Here is an 18,882-nt window from a genome sequence, read left to right as displayed (position 1 = left end):
CCAGGGAATACGGACAGCCCTCAGAGTTCTGGGCCGTCTCCCGGGGCCTCCTGATAGGTGTAGCGCTGCTCGGCCCACGGGTCGCCGACGTTGTGATAGCCGCGCTCCTCCCAGAAGCCGCGCCGGTCGGCCGTCATGTACTCGACGCCGCGGACCCATTTGGGGCCCTTCCAGGCGTACAGCTGCGGTACGACGAGCCGTACCGGAAAGCCGTGTTCGGCGGTGAGCAGTTCGCCGTCCTTGTGGGTGGCGAAGATCGTACGGTCCGAGTCGAAGTCGGCGAGCCGCAGATTGGAGCTGAAGCCGTACTCGGCCCAGACCATCACATGCGTGACGTCCGGCGCCGGCGGTGCGAGTTTCACGACCGTACGAGCGGGCACACCGCCCCATTCGGCTCCCACCATGCTGAACTTCGTCACGCAGTGAAGATCGGCGACGACCGTGGAATACGGCAGTTCCGAGAACTCTTCGTGGTTCCAGCAGTGTTTGTCGCCGTCGGCGGTCGCGCCGAAGACGCGGAATTCCCAGCGGTCCGGTTTGAACTTCGGTACAGGTCCGTAGTGGGTGACCGGCCAGCCGCGCTGCAAGCGCTGTCCGGGTGGCAGCTCGGCCTGTTCCGGCTCTCGATACTCCCGGTTCTCCGGCTGGCCCATGCCTTCCATGGTGACAGACCGGGAGGGGTGGTCCCGACCAGGTCTGAACCAATTCCGGCAACTCCTACTAAGCGTGCACTTACTGGACGGTCTTCGATCGCGGTGCGAGGATGCGCGCATTCTGCCCCGCCACACGCCTGGAAGGAGCCTCTGCGATGCAGGGCGATCCCGAGGTCATCGAATTTCTCAACGAGCAGCTGACCGCCGAACTGACCGCGATCAACCAATACTTTCTCCACGCGAAAATGCAGGAGAACTTCGGCTGGACGAAACTCGCGAAGTACACACGGGCCGAGTCGTTCGACGAGATGAAGCACGCCGAACTGCTCACCGACCGGATTCTTTTCCTCGACGGCCTGCCGAACTACCAGCGGCTCTTCCATGTGCGCGTCGGCCAGACCGTCACCGAGATGTTCCAGGCCGACCGGCAGGTCGAGGTGGAGGCGATCGACCGGCTCAAGCGCGGGATCGACGTCATGCGGTCCAAGGGCGACCACACGTCCAAGGGCATTTTCGAGTCGATCCTGGAGGACGAGGAGCATCACATCGACTACCTCGACACCCAACTCGAACTGGTCGAGAAGCTCGGCGAGGCGCTCTACATCGCCCAGTTGATCGAGCAGCCCGACAGCTGAGCCCGCACAGCGGGGAGGTCAGGCGGCTTCGCGCAGGACCGGGGCCACTGCCGTACGGTCCGGGTCCGCCTGGTCCGAGAAGGCTGGAGCGCCCTGATCGAGCAGCTCACGGCGCGGGCATCCGCCGCGTCCGAGGATCGACTGGATCTGGCGTACGCACGAGCCACAGTCGGTGCCGGCCTTGCTGGCCGACGCTATCTGGCGGGGTGTGCACGCCCCGGCCTCCGCGTGTTCCTTGACCTGTGTCTCGGTGATGCCGAAGCACGAGCAGACGTACACGCGGTTCACCTCCCGGCGGGTTCGGTCGTTCCAGCCACGCCGAGCGTCGGTGAGGCTAACCTAACCTTACCCGCCACATCCGCCGCACAAAAGTCGGAGACACACCAGTGGGGCACGGATCACATCGATCCGTGCCCCACCGTCGCGTTGTGTGACGCCTCTCGGACGCCTACTGAGCGCGGTACATCTCCGCTACCAGGAAGGCCAGGTCCAGCGACTGGCTGCGGTTGAGCCGCGGGTCGCAGGCCGTCTCGTAGCGCTGGTGCAGATCGTCGACGAAGATCTCGTCGCCACCGCCCACACACTCGGTGACATCGTCACCGGTCAGCTCGACATGGATACCGCCCGGGTGGGTGCCGAGGGACTTGTGGACCTCGAAGAAGCCCTTGACCTCGTCCAGCACGTCGTCGAAGCGGCGGGTCTTGTGGCCGGAAGCCGCCTCGAAGGTGTTGCCGTGCATCGGGTCCGTCACCCAGGCCACCGTGGCACCGGAGGCCGTGACCTTCTCGACCAGCTCGGGGAGCTTGTCCCTGACCTTGTCGGCGCCCATCCGGACAATGAAGGTCAGCCGGCCGGGCTGCCGGTCGGGGTCGAGGCGGTCGATGTACGCGAGCGCGTCGTCGACCGTCGTCGTGGGACCGAGCTTGATCCCGATCGGGTTGTTGATCTTCGACGCGAACTCGATGTGCGCGCCGTCCAGCTGGCGGGTGCGCTCACCGATCCAGATCATGTGGCCCGAGACGTCGTACAGCCCGCCGGTGCGGGAGTCGACCCGGGTCAGCGCCGACTCGTAGTCCAGCAGCAGCCCCTCGTGCGAGGAGTAGAACTCGACCGTACGGAACTCGGCCGGGTCGGTGCCCGCTGCCTTCATGAAGTTCAGCGCGTTGTCGATCTCGCGGGCGAGCTGCTCGTAGCGCTGGCCGGACGGGGACGACTTCACGAAGTCCTGATTCCAGGCGTGCACCTGGCGCAGGTCGGCGTAGCCGCCGGTGGTGAAGGCGCGGACCAGATTGAGCGTCGCGGCGGACGCGTGGTACATCCGCTTGAGCCGCTCGGGGTCCGGGATCCGGGACTTCTCGTCGAAGTCGAAGCCGTTGACGGAGTCGCCGCGGTAGGTCGGCAGCGTCACGCCGTCGCGGGTCTCGGTCCCCTTGGAGCGCGGCTTGGAGTACTGCCCGGCGATCCGGCCGACCTTCACCACGGGCACGGACGCCGCGTAGGTCAGGACGGCGCCCATCTGGAGGAGCGTCTTGAGCTTGTTCCGGATGTGATCCGCGGAGACCGCGTCGAATGCCTCGGCGCAGTCACCGCCCTGGAGCAGGAACGCCTCTCCCTGGGCGACGGCTGCCATACGGGCACGCAACTGGTCGCACTCGCCCGCGAAAACGAGCGGAGGATAGCTCTCCAGCTCTGCCACGACCTCGCGCAGGGCTGCCTGGTCCGGATAGTCCGGCTGCTGGGCAGCGGGAAGATCTTGCCAGGACGGCACATGGGTGGCGGGGTTCTGAGCGTTCACTGTCACGCGTTCCAGATTACGGGGTCGAGGGGCGTGCCATTCGCCGCGCTCACAGTGTGGAACGCGTGTCTCGCGCGCAGTGCTCCCCCGGGCCCGTCCTCCGCGTGCTGCGTGCTGCGTGCTGCGTGCTGCGTGCTGCGTGCTGCTATCGTGCCCGGCATGTTCGCGCATTCGAATCAGACCTGGTGGTGGCCGGCTCGTCCGGCGGCCCACTGATTCGCGCGCACCACAAACATCGCGAAGGCCGCCCGAGGGGCGGCCTTCAGTGTTTTCCGGGTCCGGGGTTCGGACCGGAGAAGCGGGCCGTTCCTCCGCTCTTTTCCCCGGAAGGAACACCGCACATGTCCGGCCCACACCTGCCCGGCCCACACCTGCCCGACCTCGTCGACATGCCTCTCGACGGACTCTTCGACAGGCTCCAGGACGACAGCTGCCCGCCCTTCGCCCTGCTGCGGCGCCGTACCCCCGGGCGGGACCACCACGACACCGTGGAGCTGCTGATCGGCTCCGTACACGAGGCCGAACGGCTCTCCGACATCCCGGCCGGTGACCGGACCGCACTGGCCCTCGTACCGTTCCGGCAGATCAGGGAACGTGGCTTCGACGTACGGGACGACGGGACGCCGCTGGCCGTACTGGTCGCGGACGAGACGTACGCGCTGCCGCTCGGCGAGGTGCTCGACCGGCTGCCCGCCCATGACGTACGCGTCGAGGACGGCGCCTTCGACATCGATGACGCGGGTTACGCGGACATCGTGCGGCGGGTCGTCGAGGACGAGATCGGCCGGGGCGAAGGCGCGAACTTCGTCATCCGGCGCACCTTCGAAGGCCGCGTCCCCGGCTACGGGCGCACCGACGCCCTCGCCCTCTTCCGGCGACTGCTCACCGGCGAGCGCGGCGCGTACTGGACCTTCGTCGTGCACACCGGCGCACGCACCCTGGTCGGGGCCAGCCCGGAGGTCCACGTCCGGATGAACGGCGGGACCGTCGTGATGAACCCGATCAGCGGAACCTTCCGCTACCCGCCCGAGGGGCCCACCCCGGAAGCACTGCTGGACTTCCTCGGCGACCGCAAGGAGACCGAGGAGCTCTCCATGGTCGTCGACGAGGAACTGAAGATGATGTGCACCGTCGGCGACCGCGGCGGGGTGGTGATCGGTCCCCGGCTCAAGGAGATGGCCCATCTCGCCCATACGGAGTACGAGTTGCGCGGCCGCTCCTCGCTCGATGTGCGCGAGGTCCTCAAGGAGACCATGTTCGCGGCGACGGTCACCGGCTCGCCCGTACAGAACGCCTGCCGGGTCATCGAACGCCACGAGACCGGCGGGCGCGGCTACTACGGAGGCGCGCTCGCCCTGATCGGGCGGGACGCCGGCGGGGCGCAGACCCTCGACTCCCCCATCTTGATCCGTACCGCCGACATCGACCGCGACGGCGGGCTGCGGGTACCGGTCGGCGCGACCCTCGTACGCCACTCCCAGCCGCTGAGCGAGGTCGCCGAGACCCACGCCAAGGCGGCGGGCGTGCTGGCGGCGCTGGGAGTACGCCCGGGGCGGCCCCGCGCGGAGTCCGGGCGCCCGCGCCTCGCCGACGACCCGCGGGTACGAGCCGCGCTGGACGCCCGGCGCGCGGACCTCGCGCCGTTCTGGCTGAAGATGCGGACCGGCCCCACGAGCCTCACCGGGCACGCCCTGGTCATCGACGCCGAGGACACCTTCACCGCGATGCTGGCGTATCTCCTGCGGTCCTCCGGGCTGGACGTGACCGTACGGCGCTACGACGAGCCGGGCCTGCGGACGGCCGCGCTCGCCCATGAGGGGCCCGTGGTACTGGGCCCCGGCCCCGGTGACCCGGCCGACACGACCGACCCCAGGATGCGGCTGCTGCGCGCGCTCACCGCCGGACTGATCCGCGACCGGCGGCACGGGCTGCTCGGCGTCTGCCTCGGCCATGAGCTGATCGCGGCGGAACTGGGGCTGGAGACCGTACGCAAGCGAGTCCCGCACCAGGGCGCACAGACGCGGATCCGCCTCTTCGGCCAGGAGGAGACCGTGGGCTTCTACAACAGCTTCACCGCGCGGTGCGACGACGCGGCGGAGGAAGAACTGGCGGCGCACGGGATCGAGGTGAGCCGCGAGGGGGAGAGCGGCGAGGTGCACGGGTTGCGGGGGCAGGGATTCGCGTCGGTGCAGTTCCACCCGGAGTCGGTGCTGACGCTGAACGGGCCGGGGATTGTGGCGGGGCTGATCGCGGGGGCGGCTCGCTCCGCGGGTGGGCGGGGTGCGTCCGGGCGCGGGGTGGTGGAGGTGGGGGCCTCGTAGGTCGGTGCGGTTTCGCCGTCCGGCGGGGGTGGGGTCGGGTGTTTCGTAGGTGGGTGCGGTGCCGTGCGTGGTGGGTGCGGTGCCGTGCGTAGTGGGTGCGGTGCCGTGCGTTGTCGGTGCGGGGGCCGGGGGCTCCGGAGGCACGTGTCCGGACTGCATGCCGTGCTTCCCGGGGACACCCCCGGACCCCCGTACGGCGCGTGCGGATTTGTTTGTTGGGTGCGGGCCGGCGTGCGCCACGCATCACGCTTTACGTCCGGACACGTCACCTCCTGCGACCCCGTCCCCCTCCCGCCGGACCGCTGTCTGCGGGCCGGTGTCGGATGTGTGACCTGGTCTAGCCGAAGAAGACCGATACCTCCTCGTACAGTTCCGGGCCCACCGTTTTCAGTCGTGCCGTCGCCTCCGCGATCGGTACGCGCACGATGTCCGTCCCCCGCAGCGCCACCATCTTTCCGAAGTCGCCGTCCCGTACCGCCTCGATCGCGTGCAGCCCGAAGCGGGTGGCCAGCCAGCGGTCGAAGGCGCTGGGGGTGCCGCCGCGTTGTACATGGCCGAGTACGGTCGTCCTGGCCTCCTTGCCCGTGCGTTTCTCGATCTCCTTGGCCAGCCATTCGCCGATGCCCGACAGCCGGACGTGGCCGAAGGAGTCCAGCGTGCCGTCCTTGAGGACCAGGTCGCCGTCCTTGGGCATCGCGCCCTCGGCTATGACGACGATCGGGGCGTACGACGCCTTGAAACGCGAGGTCACCCAGGCGCAGACCTGGTCGACGTCGAAGCGCTGTTCCGGGATGAGGATGGCGTTCGCGCCGCCGGCCAGGCCCGAGTGCAGGGCTATCCAGCCCGCGTGGCGTCCCATCACTTCGCAGACCAGGACGCGCATATGGGACTCGGCGGTGGTGTGCAGCCGGTCGATGGCCTCGGTGGCGATGCCGACCGCGGTGTCGAAGCCGAAGGTGTAGTCCGTGGCGGACAGGTCGTTGTCGATGGTCTTGGGAACGCCGACACAGGGGATGCCGTGCGTATCGGTGAGCGTGGCCGCCACGCCCAGGGTGTCCTCGCCGCCGATCACGATCAGCGCGTCGACGCCGTGCGCGGCGAGGGTCTCCCTGATCCGGCGGATGCCGTCCTCCGCCTTGAGGGGGTTGGTGCGGGAGGAGCCGAGGATGGTGCCGCCGCGCGGCAGGATGCCGCGGACGGTGGGGATGTCGAGCCGTACGGTGTCGTCGTCCAGGGGGCCGCGCCAGCCGTCGCGGAATCCGGTGAATTCGTAGCCGTATTCCTGGACGCCCTTGCGTACGATGCCGCGGATGACCGCGTTGAGCCCGGGGCAGTCGCCGCCCCCGGTCAGTACTCCGACTCGCATGGAAAGCACTCCCCTTCGCCGTCGGTGAGGCACCCGGGCCACGGAAAAGTGACTCAGGTCACTCCGGCATGGTGCGCAGGGTGAATTGCGATGCACCAGAGGGCGGACAGGACCTAGGGTCTTTCGTTTGGATCAGGCCGGATCAGGGAGCGGGGTCTGGTGCCGTGGATCGCAAGGCGGAGGAGTGAGGCGACGCGGAGCGTCGTGGAGTGACGCGGAGCGTCGTGGAGTGACGACAACGCGGCGAGGAGCGGTGCCAGGGCACGCGAGCCCGGCAAGATCCAAACGAGAGGCCCTAGATGTCGTCCAGGCCGCGCTCTATGGCGTACCGCACCAGCTCGACGCGGTTGTGCAGTTGGAGTTTGCCGAGGGTGTTCTGCACGTGGTTCTGCACGGTGCGGTGCGAGATGACCAGGCGCTCGGCGATCTGCTTGTACGAGAGGCCCTTGGCGACCAGGCGCAGTACTTCGGTCTCCCGCTCGGTCAGTTGGGGGACGGAGGGCTCGTCGGAGCGGGCGGGGGCGGGCTCCGAGGCGAGCCTGCGGTATTCGCCGAGCACCAGGCCGGCCAGGCCGGGGGTGAAGACCGGATCGCCCATCGCCGTGCGGCGGACCGCGTCTGTCAGCTCGTCCGTACTGGCCGACTTGAGCAGATAGCCGGTGGCGCCGGACTTCACCGCCTCCAGGACGTCGGCGTGCTCACCGCTGGCGGAGAGGACGAGGACGCGCAGTCCGGGAAGGGAGCTGATCAGCTCCTTGCAGACCGTGGCGCCCGGCATACCCGGCAGGTTGAGGTCGAGGACGAGCACCTGCGGGGTGGTGGCCGTGGCGCGGCGGACCGCCTGCGGGCCGTCTCCCGCCGTCGCGACCACGTCGCAGCCGGCCGCGGCCAGGTCACGGGCGACAGCGTCCCGCCACATCGGATGGTCGTCGACCACCATGACCCTGATCGGCTTCGTACCGGGCACGCTCTGCTCACTCATCGTTCCGCCTTCCCCCGTGGGACCTTCAACTCGACTTCTGTGCCCTGGCCCGGCACCGAGATCAACTCGGCGGTGCCGCCCAGGTCCCGCAGCCGGCCGCGGATCGAGAGGGCGACGCCGAGGCGTCCCTCCCCCTCGGCCTGGGCGAGCCGGCCTTCCGGGATTCCCGGACCGTCGTCCCTGACGGTCACGATCACTTCGTCCGGCCAGTCCTCGACCAGAATCCAGGCGCGGGCGTCGGTGCCCGCGTGCCTGTGGACATTGTCCAACGCGGCACTGACAGCGGCCGCCAGCTCCCTGGCCGCCGCCGGTTCCAGCAGCACCGGAGCGCCGGGCTCCGCGAAGGTGACCTTCGAGCCGGAGTACGGCGCGAGCAGCGAACGCAGATCGCACGGGCCCCGCTCGTCGGCCCGGCCGTCGTCGGAGGGCCGGCCGCGCCCGGCGGCAGAGGTCGCGGGGCCGTGGTCCTCCGGCGTCCGGGAGGCGGGCACCAGTCCGCTGGAGACGAGGGTCCGCAGAGCGATTTCCTGCTCCCCCGCCATCCGTCCCAGCTCGGCCGCCTCGCCGCCCAGCGCCGTACCGCGCCGCTGCACCATCGCCAGCACCTGGAGCACGCTGTCGTGGATGTCCCGGGCCAGCCGCTCGCGCTCGCGGGTCGCCGCCTCGATCTCCAGGGCGCGGGCCAGGGTGCGTTCGGAGGCGCGGGCGACCTCGACGACGTATCCGATCGCGATGGAGGCGACCCACACGAGCAGGACGTCGTGGAGGGTGTCGCGGCTGGGGTGGGCGCGCTCCAGGATGTTGGCGACGGCGACGAACGAGGAGGCGACCGCGGCCCAGCGCCAGCCACCCTTGAGGGCGAAGGCGAGGACCGAGCCGGCGGTCCATATCGTCGGCAGGGTGGGCCCGTCGATCTGCTGGGCCTGCGCGTCCGCCAGTGGCGTGAGCATTATGCCGGTGAGCGCGACGACGAGGTCGGCGACCAGGAAACGCCTGGTGCAGCTGACCGCGTTGGCCACCTTGGAGAACGTGACGAGGGTCCATACCGCGAGGAACGCGAGGAACGCCACGGCGATCCAGGGGCGTTCGAACTTGTCGCGCTCGAGGACGAAGATCAGGACCGCGTAGACCATCGTCAACGGCCGGTACGCGCTCAGCGCCCGCCACAACGGCTGCTCAACCGACATGGCCCCCCCTTTTTCGCCTTGGTCCCCATGGACGGCTTCGGGGCGCTCGCCGGGTCCTCCGGCGCCCGCTGCCCGGGACGGGGCAGCGGCTCGCGCCTCGGCTCACTCGCCCTGTGCCGCGCCCCCGGACTCCTTGCCCGCGGATGCCTTTGCCTCTTCGGCCAGTTGACGCTTCGCCGCCGTCGCGTAGATGTCGACGTACTCCTGGCCGGAGAGCTTCATGATCTCGTACATGACCTCGTCGGTGACCGACCTCAGGATGAAGCGGTCGCCCTCCATGCCCTGGTAGCGGGTGAAGTCCAGCGGCTTGCCGATCTTGATCCCCGGGCGCATCAGCTTGGGGACCACCTGGCCGGGCGGCTGGATCTTCTCGGTGTCGATCATGGCGACCGGGATGACCGGCGCGCCGGAGGCGAGTGCCACGCGCGCCAGGCCGCCGGGCTTGCCCCGGTAGAGACGACCGTCGGGCGAGCGGGTGCCCTCCGGATAGATGCCGAAGAGTTCGCCCCTCTCCAGGACCTTTATCCCGCTCTGGATCGCCGCCTCGCCCGCGCCTCGCGCGCCCGAGCGGTCCACCGGCAGCTGCCCCACGCCCTTGAAGAAGGCGGCGGTGAGCTTGCCCTTCACACCGGGGGACGTGAAGTACTCGGCCTTGGCGATGAAGGTGACCTTGCGGTCGAGTACGGCCGGCAGGAAGAACGAGTCCGAGAAGGACAGATGGTTGCTCGCGAGGATCGCCGGTCCCTCGGCGGGAATGTTCTCGATGCCCTCCACCCAGGGCCTGAAGGCGAGCTTCAGGGATCCCCCGATCGAGAACTTCATTGCGCCGTAGATCAACTCGAATGCCTCCTGTTGTGCTGTCGCACGACCTTAACCCGTGGGGCCGATGTGCTCTCCGTCATGGGGGCCGGACGGACCTGGTCGGTGTCGGTCCGGTCGCGTACGGTGAAGTACATCTTCCGATCCTCACGAACAGGAGACCCCGGTGCCGGTCCTTCCTGGAGCCGAGCCGTACCGCCATGAGGGCGGCGAGGTCGGCGTACTTCTCTGTCACGGATTCACCGGTTCCCCGCAGTCGCTGCGCCCCTGGGCCGAGTATCTGGCCGAGCGCGGGCTGACGGTGTCGCTGCCGTTGCTCCCCGGGCACGGCACCCGCTGGCAGGACATGCAGGTGACCGGCTGGCAGGACTGGTACGCCGAGGTGGACCGGGCGTTGCGGGAGTTGCTGGAGCGGTGCGGCCAGGTGTTCGTGTTCGGCCTGTCGTTGGGCGGGGCGCTGGCGCTGCGGCTCGCCGCGAAGCATGGGCGGTCGGTCAGCGGGGTCGTCGTGGTCAACCCCGGGATCAAGGTGCACGGATGGGCCGCGCACGTGCTCCCCGTCGTCCGTCATCTGGTGCCGACGGCCAAGGGGGTGGCGAGCGACATCGCCAAGGAGGGCAGTGACGAGATCGGTTACGACCGGGTCCCGCTGCACGCCGCGTACTCACTGCGGAATTTCTTCCGGCTGGTGGACTCGGAGCTGCCCCAGGTGACCCAGCCGTTGCTGCTGCTGCACAGCGTGCGGGACCACGTGGTGCCACCGGCCGACTCGGCCCGGGTCCTCTCCCGGGTCTCGTCCCGGGATGTCCGTGAGGTCCTGCTGGAACAGAGCTACCACGTCGCGACGTTGGACCATGACGCGGAGCTGATTTTCGACGAGAGCCACGCGTTCATAGGCCGGCTCGCTCCGAGAGTCGGGAAGAAGGGGAGCACCAGCGGTGGCTGAGCATGACGCGGACCGCGAGCCGCAGCCGATCGACGAGGACGCGGCCTGGGCGGCGATCGTCGCCGGATACGGCGAGGAACCGGCGGATCCGCCGGGCACCAAGCCGTTCAAGCCGGTGGAGGATCTGGCTCTGCTGGAGAGCGAGCGGAACGGCTCGGGACCGGAAGGACCTGAGGGACCTGAGGGACCTGAGGGACCTGAGGGACGGTCCGAGGCCGGGCCGGACGCCGAAGGTCCGGAGGACTCCGGCCGGGACCAGGACACGGACAAGGGCCGGGCGAGGGATCGCGAGAAGGACCTGGACAAGGGGCTGGGGAAGGCCTCGGAACCGGCGAGGGATCCTGGTGACGAGAAGCCCCCGCTGGGCAGTTCGATCGCCTTCGCACCCGGTGTGGGCGGCGCGGGGCCGCGCGACTATTCGATGCCCGAGCCGCGCGACGAGGACCTCGACGGCGGTGACGGGGACGGTGACGAGGGGCATTTCGTACCGCCGGAGCCGCCGCCGCTTCCCGAGGCGGATGTGACGGCGAAGTTCGCCTGGCTCGCGGTGATCGGCGGGCCGGTGCTGATGCTGCTCGCCGTCCTGCTGCGGTGGGACATGACGTGGTGGCTGACCACGATCTGTATCGGCGGCTTCCTGGGCGGTTTCGTCACCCTGGTGGCCCGGATGGAGAAGGACGACGACGAGTCCGACGATCCGGGGCGCGGCGCGGTCGTCTGACGGGGAGGACGGCCGTCGGACGGGAAGCTGTCGTGCGTCGACTCGCCCGCCGTACCCGCCGGTTCAGGGGCGGGTACGCGCCCGTTCAGGACGCCGGCACGCGGAGCGCGGCCAGCACCGGAAGGTGGTCCGTCGCCGCCCTCAGGTCGCGCTCGGTGAGGCCCGGCAGTCCGCGCGGCACACCGCAGCCGAGAATCCCGACGCCCCGGGTGGTGAAGATCGCGTCGATCCTTTGACGCGGATCCGAGGGCGTCGAGGTGTACTCGTCCCCCCATGGCTGGGCCGTCCAGCAGTCCTGGAGTTCGTCCGCCAGCAGGCGGAAACTGCGGCCGCCGGGCCGCTCGTTGAGGTCCCCGGCCACGATCGTGTACGGCACGTCCATGGCCCGTACCCGGTCGAGGAGCATCCCGGCCTGCGCGTACCGTTCGTCGCTCCGCAGGCTCAGATGGCAGCTGAGCAGAGCGACACGGGCCCGGCCGATCCGTACCACCGCCGTCGCGAAGCCGCGCCGGTGCAGCCCGGGGGTGCGGGGCAGCAGGATGTCCTCGGTCCGCTCGACCGTGGCGCGCAGCGAGCAGAACAGCATCGGTCCGGTGGCGGGGGCGCCGCCGCCGAGCACGACGAGGCCGGTGTGCGCGGCGAGCCAGGCCGCGTGCTTGCGCCAGCGGAAGAACCGCGGTGCCTCCTGGACGAGGAGAAGATCGGGGGCGCAGGACCGGATCACCCGGGCCAGCGCCGCACGGTCGTCGCGCATCGATCGGATGTTGTAACTGAGCACCCGGACCACGGCCGAACCGTCCGGCTCGGTACGGGAGTCGGGCAGCGGAGGCATCGCCATGATCACAAGATACGGGAGCGGGGCGCGGCGGCAGGTGCCCGACACCGCGGCGCCCCAAGAGGCCGGTCCGCCCCGGACGCGGCCGTGCCCGTCGCGCCCCGGTCCGGGGCGCGACGGGCACGGTCGTACGACGTCCGGCCGGTCAGCCCTGCCGGGCCAGGTCCGCGGCCCCCACCAGCCCTGCCTCGCCGCCCAGTTGGGCCGCCAGAACCTGGGCGTGCGGACGCCACTCGCCGCCGATCAGCCAGCGCCGGAACGATTTGCGGATCGGGTCGAGGACCAGCTCGCCCTCGTCGGAGACGCCACCGCCGACGATGAACGCGGACGGGTCGAAGAGCGAGGCCAGATCGGCCAGCCCCGCCCCGGCCCAACGGGCCAGTTCACGGAAGGAGTCGATGGCCACCGGGTCGCCGGCCCGAGCCGCCGAGCTGATGTGCCTGCCCTGGATGCCGTCCGGCGTACCGTCGCCGAGGCCGAGCAGCACCCCCGCGTTCTCGGGCGTCGCGTTGGCCCGCTGGCGCGCGTACCGGATGAGGGCGCGCCCCGACGCGTACTGCTCCCAGCAGCCCTGGCTGCCGCAGCCGCACAGCAGGCCGTCGGGCACGACCCGGATGTGTCCGAACTCGGCTGCCACACCGAAGCGTCCGCGGCGCAGCTTGTTGCCGATGATGATGCCGCCGCCGAGTCCCGTGCCGAGCGTGATGCAGATGACGTCCTCGTGGCCCTGGCCGGCCCCGAACTTGTACTCGCCCCAGGCGGCGGCGTTGGCGTCGTTCTCCACGACGACCGGCAGACCGACCCGCTGCTCGACCTTGTCCTTGAGCGGTTCGTGACGCCAGTTGATGTTCGGCGCGAAGAGGACGGTGGCGCGCTTGTCGTCGACGTAACCGGCGGCACCGATACCGACGGCCTCGATCTCGTGCCCCCTGCCCGCGCCGGAGACGGCGGCGCAGATCGCGTCGACGATGCCTTCGGCGGTGTGCGGGGTGGGCACTTTGTGTGTTTCCAGGATGACGCCGTCTTCGTCGACCACGCCGGCCGCGATCTTCGTGCCGCCGATGTCGACGCCGATGGTGAGTCCCATGTGTCCCTCAGTTTTCGGTCGAGCCCCGCAGGGTCCAACCGTACCCGAGGACGGGCATCCGGCTGTCAGTCCAAGTCGATCCGGCCGTCCGGACCAGGCCCTTCGTCCCGGGGGTCCGTGGGATCGTCGGACGTCTTCGTCTCGTGCGCGGCACCCTCGTCGTCCGACGACGGATCCGAGGAGGAGGGATCCCCGGCCGACGGGCCCCGGGTCCAGCGGCTCTCCTGGGTCTCGACGGCGGAGCGGTAGGCGGCGAGCAGTTCGCCGCCCGCGGCCGCGAGGTGGTCGAAGATCTCGGGGTTGCGCTCGATGACCGGCTCGACGGCCGCCTTGGCCTGGCTCACGAACTGCTGTACGGCGCCTTGCGCGGCCATGCCGAACAGCGGGCCCGGCAGCGACGAGACCTTGTCGGCGACCGCGTCGACCAGCTTGCGCAGTTCCTCGGCGGCGGCACCGGGCTGCGGCCCGTAGGTGGCGCGGCGGCGGGCCTTCTCCGCCTCCAGATCTTCGGCGCACGCCGTGGCCCAGGCGTCCGAGTCGGCGGCGGGGCGCTCGGTTGCATCGCTCATGGGGTACTCCTGCGTCCGGGACAGGGTCCTTCCGCCATGGGCAGCGGAAGGGTTCGTACCTTTGACGGTACCCGAACGGCGATACGTCGTTCAGTCCGTACGCGGCCACAGAGCGGGGTCGGGCGTGAATCTGACCCGCAGTTCCCCGTCCGTGAGGGCCGCGCCGGTGACCGTGCAGCGGCGCAGCGCGGACGGCAGAGGAACGATTCGGCGGAACGGGCCCACGGTGAGCAGGAGTTCGTCCTCCCGGCGCACCAGCGACAGCTCGCTCTTGACCGCTCCCGGCAGTGGCAGGCACCAGACGAGCAGGTTCTCCTCGGCGAGCCTGTCCTCTGTCCGCCACGGCACGGCGGCCGGGCCCGGGGCGTCGTCGGACAGCCCGGCGCCGAGGCCGCCCGCCGGCCCGTCGCCCTCGGTGTCCGCCGGTCCGCCGTCAGGGCGATCGAGGAGGCGCAGGTCGTCGAGCCCTTGCGGATCCCGTCCCAGATGCCCGATCTCCCGGACGGAGGCCTCGGGCGCCCACTCCTCGTCCCATTCCTCCAGGCACTTGCGCTGCTGCGCGACGAGCGTCGTGAGCCAGGGTTCCGACGTGTCGCGCGGATGTATCCGGTTCGGTACGAGGGTGTCGACCCGCAGGCCGGCCAGGGCGAGTCCGGTACGGGCGGTGCGCAGTGCCCGCGCCGCGGTGGGCCCCGGCTCGGCGACCAGTCGTACCGTCGTCGTCCGGTCCTCGATCAGCGCCTGTACGGCGGCCAGCTCGGCGTCCCGCCGCGCGGCGGTCTCGTACAGCCACTGCGCCGGCATCGGTACGCCCGCGAGCTGGGCCATCATCGGGCGCAGCGCGCGGGCCGCCTGCCGTTCGCGCGGCAGCAGGCGGCGGAGATAGCGGCGCAGCTGTTCGGGCAGGGCCAGTACGGCCAAGGCGTCGCGCAGCGGCGGCAGATCGACGACGAGGACGTCCCAACGGCCCTCCGCGGCCCGGCGCAACGCCTGGAGGAGGGCGGACTGTTCGCTGCCGGGCAGTTCGGTGAGCTCCTCGTCGGCCAGCTTGCGGGCACCGAGCAGTTCGAGCGCGGTGGCCGCCTTCTCCTGGAATGTGAGGAGTTCCGTACGGAAGTGCTCGCCGGAGTCGATTCCCGCGGCCCACAGCCCCGGTGTCACCTCGACGGGGCCCGCGCCGCGAAGGGCGCCGGGCGAGGTGCCGAGGAGATCGGCGAGGGGATCGGCGGAGAGCAGCAGGACGCGCCTGCCGCGCCGGACGGCGGCCAGGGCGGTCGCCGCGGCGACGGTGGTACGGCCCGCGCCGCCGGGGCCGGTGACCAGGACCGTACGCATCGGGATCAGGCTCCGGAAGCGGATTCGACGCGCTTCTTCAGGCCCGCCAGGGCGCGGTCGATGATGACCTTCTCCGCCTTGCGCTTGATCATGCCGAGCATCGGGATCTTGACGTCGACGGTGAGCCGGTAGGTGACCTCGGTGTGGCCGGAGCCGACGGTCGCGAGGTGGTACGAGCCGTCCAGGGCGCGCAGCATCTGGGACTTCACCAACGTCCAGCTGACCTCGTTGTCCCCGGTCCAGGTGTACGCGAGGGTGTGGTCGTCCTTGATCGCTCCGGCGTCCAGCACCAGCCTGACCTGCTCGGCGCGGCCCTTGGCGTCGGTGGTGAGCACCTCGGCCTCCTTCACCTCGCCGGTCCAGTCCGGGTAGCGGGCGAAGTCGGCGATCACGCCCATGACGTCGGCCGGTGCCGCCTCGATCGTGATGCTCGAACTGGTGTGTTCCGCCATCGCCGTGCTCCTCCGGTGCTCGGGCTGTCCCGGCATCTGGGTGGGTGAGATGTGCAGGCTATCGCGAGCGGACCGGTCACCATTCCATGGCCCAGGGCCGCCCGGTCGAAGCGAAGTGCCCGACGTTCACGCACTCCGTGTTCCCGACACGCATCCGGCGGGCGAGCGGCTGATGGACATGGCCGAAGAGCGCGTACCTCGGCCTCGTCCGGCGGATGGCGTCCAGCAGGGCCCGGCTGCCGCGTTCGAAGCGACGGGCGACGGTGTCGTACGTCAGGTCGGGCAGGTCCGGCGGGATGTGCGAACACAGCACGTCCACCTCCCCGAGCGCCTCGACCTTGGCCGCGTACTCCTCGTCGGAGATCTCGTACGGGGTACGCATGGGGGTGGTGAGTCCGCCGCCGACAAAGCCGAAGACACGGCCGCCCAGCTCGACGCGCTCACCGTCGAGCACCGTGGTGCCCGCTTGCGCGAACTCCGGCCACAGGGACGGGATATCGACATTGCCGTAGGTGGCGTACGTCGGAGTGGGGAGGACGGCGAACATATCGGCGTACTGGCGTCGCACCGCTCCTTCGATGGCGGTCGCCGGATCGGCACCGATACCGGCCCACAGTTCCCGGCCGAAGTCACGGGCCTCCTCGAAGCGGCGGGCGGTGCGCAGCGCGACGAGCCGGTGAGCGTTCTCGACACCGAAGAGTTCGGGGAAGATCCCGCGCGAATGGTCCGCGTAATCCAGGAAGAGCACGAGGTCACCGAGGCAGATCAGGGCATCGGCGCCGGTGCCCGCCGCCGCCAGGTCCGCCGTGTTCCCATGCACATCGCTGATCACATTGACTCGCATGACGATCACCCTAGAGCCGTGTCCCCCACCTCGGTAGAGGGTGCCGGACCTGCGGATACCACCCCGGAGCCACCCAGGGTGGACTACTCTGCGCCAAGTACCGTCAATACTGTGTGACCCAGGGAACATCTGGCCGGGCCCCCCTATCGGTATGCCGGTACCGGTGGGTAACGTCCGGGAAGTCCAGAAGTGCTCGCCCCACCGAGCACTTGCCCGATCTTGGACCGCAGCCGGCGCGTGCACGGAGCCGTGGCGCCGGCGCCCGACGAGGAGCAGCAGTCTTGCGCGAGTTCGGCCTTCCGGCCCTGTACGAGGTCCCCTCGGACGGCAATCTGACGGATCTCATCCGCCGCAATGCCGTTCAGCATCCCGATGTCGCGGTTCTGGCCCGCAAGGTGGCCGGCGTCTGGACGGACGTGACCGCCACCCAGTTCCTCGCCGAGGTACGGGCTGCCGCCAAGGGCCTCATCGCCGCGGGCATCGAGCCCGGCGACCGGGTCGCGCTGATGTCCCGCACCCGCTTCGAATGGGTCCAGCTCGACTTCGCGATCTGGAGCGCCGGCGCGGTCACCGTCCCGGTGTACGAGACCAGCTCCGCCGAGCAGATGCAGTGGATCCTCGGCGACTCGGGCGCGGTCGCCGCGATCGTCGAGAGCGAGGGGCACGCCGCGGCGGTGGAGTCGGTACGGCTCGGACTGCCGGCCCTGCGGAACGTCTGGCAGATCGACAAGGGCTGCGTCGACGAACTCACCGCGTCGGGCGCGGAGATCACCGACGAGACGATCGACCTGCGGGCCTCGACGGCGAAGGCCGACGATCCCGCGACCATCGTCTACACCTCCGGGACCACCGGCCGCCCCAAGGGCTGCGTGCTGACCCACCGCAGCTTCTTCGCCGAATGCGGCAACGCGGTGGAACGCCTCAAACCCCTTTTCCGTACGGGCGAATGCTCCGTCCTCCTCTTCCTCCCGACCGCCCACGTCTTCGGGCGGCTGGTCGAGGTGGCGGCCGTGATGGCACCGATCCGGCTCGGCTGCGTACCGGACATCAAGAACCTCCCGGAAGAACTCGCGTCCTTCCGGCCGACGCTGATCCTCGGTGTGCCCCGCGTCTTCGAGAAGATCTACAACTCGGCGCGCGCGAAGGCCCAGGCCGACGGCAAGGGCAAGATCTTCGACAGGGCCTCGCAGACGGCGATCGCGTACAGCCGCGCCCTGTCCACCCCGCAGGGCCCGTCCTTCGGCCTCAAGCTGCGGCACAAGATCTTCGACTGGCTCGTCTACAGCAAGCTACGCGCGGTGCTCGGCGGACGCGGGGAGTACGCCATCTCCGGCGGCGCGCCCCTCGGCGAGCGGCTGGGCCACTTCTTCCGGGGCATCGGCTTCACCGTCCTGGAGGGCTACGGCCTCACCGAGTCGTGCGCGGCGACCGCCTTCAACCCCTGGGACCGGCAGAAGATCGGCACGGTCGGACAGCCGCTGCCGGGCTCGGTCGTCCGGATCGCCGACGACGGCGAGGTGCTGCTGCACGGCGAGCATCTGTTCCAGGGGTACTGGAACAACGAGGAGGCCACCGCCGAGGCGCTGGCCGACGGCTGGTTCCACACCGGTGACATCGGCACGCTCGACGAGGACGGTTACCTCGCGATCACCGGCCGCAAGAAGGAGATCCTGGTCACCGCCGGCGGCAAGAACATCGCCCCCGCGGTGATCGAGGACCGCATCCGGGGCAACGCGCTGGTCGCGGAATGCATGGTCGTCGGCGACGGCCGCCCGTTCGTGGGCGCGCTGATCACACTGGACGACGAGTTCCTCGCCCGCTGGGCCACCGACCACGACAAGCCGCCGAACTCGACGGCGGCGACACTGCGGCTGGACCCGGAACTGCTGGCCGAGGTGCAGCTGGCAGTGGACGACGGCAACGCGGCGGTGTCGAAGGCGGAGTCGGTACGGAAGTTCCGCATCCTGACGACGCAGTTCACGGAGGAGGCGGGGCACATCACGCCGTCGATGAAGCTGAAGCGGAACGTGGTGGCGAAGGACTTCGCGGACGAGATCGAAGCGATTTATCAGGGCTAGGTCGGCGCCGTTGTCGGCGGGGGCGGGATTTCGGGTGCGAGTTGTTGCCGGGTGCCGCTCCGGGGCCGTGTCCTGCACTGCATGATTTACGCCGCGTGCGGCTCAGATCTTCGTGTGACGGCTCGTAAGCGGCACAAATCACGCTTTACGTTCCGGACACGACCCCTGCACGTCCCCCTTCACCGTCCGCCACAGAGCACCCCTTGCCCCACCGGGCGGCAGGCGGACCACTGGCGGGAGGGGCTCGCGGTCGCAGG

General features: G+C 69.9%; 18 protein-coding genes. 5 read left to right on the top strand and 13 right to left on the bottom strand.

Features of this window, described 5'->3' with window-relative positions:
* Window positions 1-20 precede the first annotated feature (20 nt).
* The gene (locus tag ACIOJD_RS10950) at window positions 21-653 is read right to left on the bottom strand and encodes a sulfite oxidase-like oxidoreductase (RefSeq protein ID WP_401910895.1); all 633 of its coding nucleotides are present in this window, start codon (window positions 651-653) and stop codon (window positions 21-23) included.
* 155 nt (window positions 654-808) lie between these two features.
* Here ACIOJD_RS10950 and bfr point away from each other — a divergent pair, with 155 nt between their 5' ends.
* Entirely contained in the window at window positions 809-1,288 is a 480-nt protein-coding gene (gene bfr, locus ACIOJD_RS10945) for a bacterioferritin (RefSeq protein ID WP_401910892.1), read from the top strand.
* Between the two features lie 18 nt (window positions 1,289-1,306).
* On the opposite strand, the gene ACIOJD_RS10940 is transcribed toward bfr, so the two are convergent.
* Both ACIOJD_RS10940 and ACIOJD_RS10935 read right to left on the bottom strand, forming a co-directional pair.
* On the bottom strand, window positions 1,307-1,576 hold the full coding sequence (locus tag ACIOJD_RS10940) for a bacterioferritin-associated ferredoxin (protein WP_401910889.1): 270 nt from the start codon (window positions 1,574-1,576) through the stop codon (window positions 1,307-1,309).
* 160 nt (window positions 1,577-1,736) lie between these two features.
* The gene (locus ACIOJD_RS10935; RefSeq protein WP_401910886.1) at window positions 1,737-3,089 is read right to left on the bottom strand and encodes a class II 3-deoxy-7-phosphoheptulonate synthase; all 1,353 of its coding nucleotides are present in this window, start codon (window positions 3,087-3,089) and stop codon (window positions 1,737-1,739) included.
* A 383-nt stretch (window positions 3,090-3,472) separates the two neighbouring features.
* Between ACIOJD_RS10935 and ACIOJD_RS10930 the strand changes: the two genes are divergently transcribed.
* Window positions 3,473-5,404, top strand: a complete 1,932-nt coding sequence (locus tag ACIOJD_RS10930; RefSeq protein WP_401911730.1) for an anthranilate synthase family protein — start codon at window positions 3,473-3,475, stop codon at window positions 5,402-5,404.
* Between the two features lie 337 nt (window positions 5,405-5,741).
* Here ACIOJD_RS10930 and ACIOJD_RS10925 read toward each other — a convergent pair whose 3' ends face one another.
* The 4 genes from ACIOJD_RS10925 to ACIOJD_RS10910 all read right to left on the bottom strand — a co-directional run bounded on the left by ACIOJD_RS10925 (window position 5,742) and on the right by ACIOJD_RS10910 (window position 9,776).
* Window positions 5,742-6,770, bottom strand: coding sequence for a 6-phosphofructokinase (locus ACIOJD_RS10925; RefSeq protein ID WP_401910884.1), 1,029 nt, complete (start codon window positions 6,768-6,770; stop codon window positions 5,742-5,744).
* Between the two features lie 295 nt (window positions 6,771-7,065).
* The gene (locus ACIOJD_RS10920) at window positions 7,066-7,752 is read right to left on the bottom strand and encodes a response regulator (protein WP_401910881.1); all 687 of its coding nucleotides are present in this window, start codon (window positions 7,750-7,752) and stop codon (window positions 7,066-7,068) included.
* On the bottom strand, window positions 7,749-8,939 hold the full coding sequence (gene macS / locus ACIOJD_RS10915; RefSeq protein ID WP_401910879.1) for a MacS family sensor histidine kinase: 1,191 nt from the start codon (window positions 8,937-8,939) through the stop codon (window positions 7,749-7,751). Before macS ends, ACIOJD_RS10920 begins: the two co-directional genes overlap by 4 nt.
* 102 nt (window positions 8,940-9,041) lie before the next feature.
* The gene (locus ACIOJD_RS10910) at window positions 9,042-9,776 is read right to left on the bottom strand and encodes a lysophospholipid acyltransferase family protein (protein ID WP_401910876.1); all 735 of its coding nucleotides are present in this window, start codon (window positions 9,774-9,776) and stop codon (window positions 9,042-9,044) included.
* Window positions 9,777-9,924: 148 nt separating this feature from the next.
* Here ACIOJD_RS10910 and ACIOJD_RS10905 point away from each other — a divergent pair, with 148 nt between their 5' ends.
* Window positions 9,925-10,704, top strand: coding sequence for an alpha/beta hydrolase (locus ACIOJD_RS10905; protein WP_401910873.1), 780 nt, complete (start codon window positions 9,925-9,927; stop codon window positions 10,702-10,704).
* The gene (locus tag ACIOJD_RS10900) at window positions 10,697-11,425 is read left to right on the top strand and encodes a hypothetical protein (RefSeq protein ID WP_401910871.1); all 729 of its coding nucleotides are present in this window, start codon (window positions 10,697-10,699) and stop codon (window positions 11,423-11,425) included. The genes ACIOJD_RS10905 and ACIOJD_RS10900 overlap by 8 nt, the downstream gene beginning before the upstream one ends.
* Window positions 11,426-11,510: 85 nt before the next feature.
* Here the strand turns inward: ACIOJD_RS10900 and ACIOJD_RS10895 are convergent, their stop codons facing one another.
* The 6 genes from ACIOJD_RS10895 to ACIOJD_RS10870 all read right to left on the bottom strand — a co-directional run bounded on the left by ACIOJD_RS10895 (window position 11,511) and on the right by ACIOJD_RS10870 (window position 16,547).
* Window positions 11,511-12,263, bottom strand: a complete 753-nt coding sequence (locus ACIOJD_RS10895; RefSeq protein ID WP_401910869.1) for an endonuclease/exonuclease/phosphatase family protein — start codon at window positions 12,261-12,263, stop codon at window positions 11,511-11,513.
* Window positions 12,264-12,405: 142 nt separating this feature from the next.
* Window positions 12,406-13,347 (bottom strand): ROK family glucokinase, encoded by a 942-nt coding sequence (locus ACIOJD_RS10890; protein ID WP_401910867.1) that lies wholly within the window; start codon window positions 13,345-13,347, stop codon window positions 12,406-12,408.
* A 65-nt stretch (window positions 13,348-13,412) separates the two neighbouring features.
* Window positions 13,413-13,916, bottom strand: a complete 504-nt coding sequence (locus tag ACIOJD_RS10885; RefSeq protein WP_401910864.1) for a DUF5304 domain-containing protein — start codon at window positions 13,914-13,916, stop codon at window positions 13,413-13,415.
* Between the two features lie 90 nt (window positions 13,917-14,006).
* Complete coding sequence (locus ACIOJD_RS10880; RefSeq protein ID WP_401910862.1) at window positions 14,007-15,251, bottom strand: ArsA family ATPase; 1,245 nt, start codon at window positions 15,249-15,251, stop codon at window positions 14,007-14,009.
* A 5-nt stretch (window positions 15,252-15,256) separates the two neighbouring features.
* The gene (locus ACIOJD_RS10875; RefSeq protein ID WP_401910859.1) at window positions 15,257-15,703 is read right to left on the bottom strand and encodes an SRPBCC family protein; all 447 of its coding nucleotides are present in this window, start codon (window positions 15,701-15,703) and stop codon (window positions 15,257-15,259) included.
* 76 nt (window positions 15,704-15,779) lie between these two features.
* Complete coding sequence (locus ACIOJD_RS10870) at window positions 15,780-16,547, bottom strand: metallophosphoesterase (protein ID WP_401910856.1); 768 nt, start codon at window positions 16,545-16,547, stop codon at window positions 15,780-15,782.
* Window positions 16,548-16,828: 281 nt separating this feature from the next.
* Between ACIOJD_RS10870 and ACIOJD_RS10865 the strand changes: the two genes are divergently transcribed.
* The gene (locus tag ACIOJD_RS10865; protein WP_401910854.1) at window positions 16,829-18,625 is read left to right on the top strand and encodes an AMP-dependent synthetase/ligase; all 1,797 of its coding nucleotides are present in this window, start codon (window positions 16,829-16,831) and stop codon (window positions 18,623-18,625) included.
* Window positions 18,626-18,882 lie beyond the last annotated feature (257 nt).

Origin of the sequence: Streptomyces sp. NPDC088116 (assembly GCF_044741745.1) — a bacterium.
Taxonomy (GTDB): Bacteria; Actinomycetota; Actinomycetes; order Streptomycetales; family Streptomycetaceae; genus Streptomyces.
Note: the sequence above shows the minus strand (reverse complement) of the source record. Positions and strands in the feature narration are given on the sequence as shown.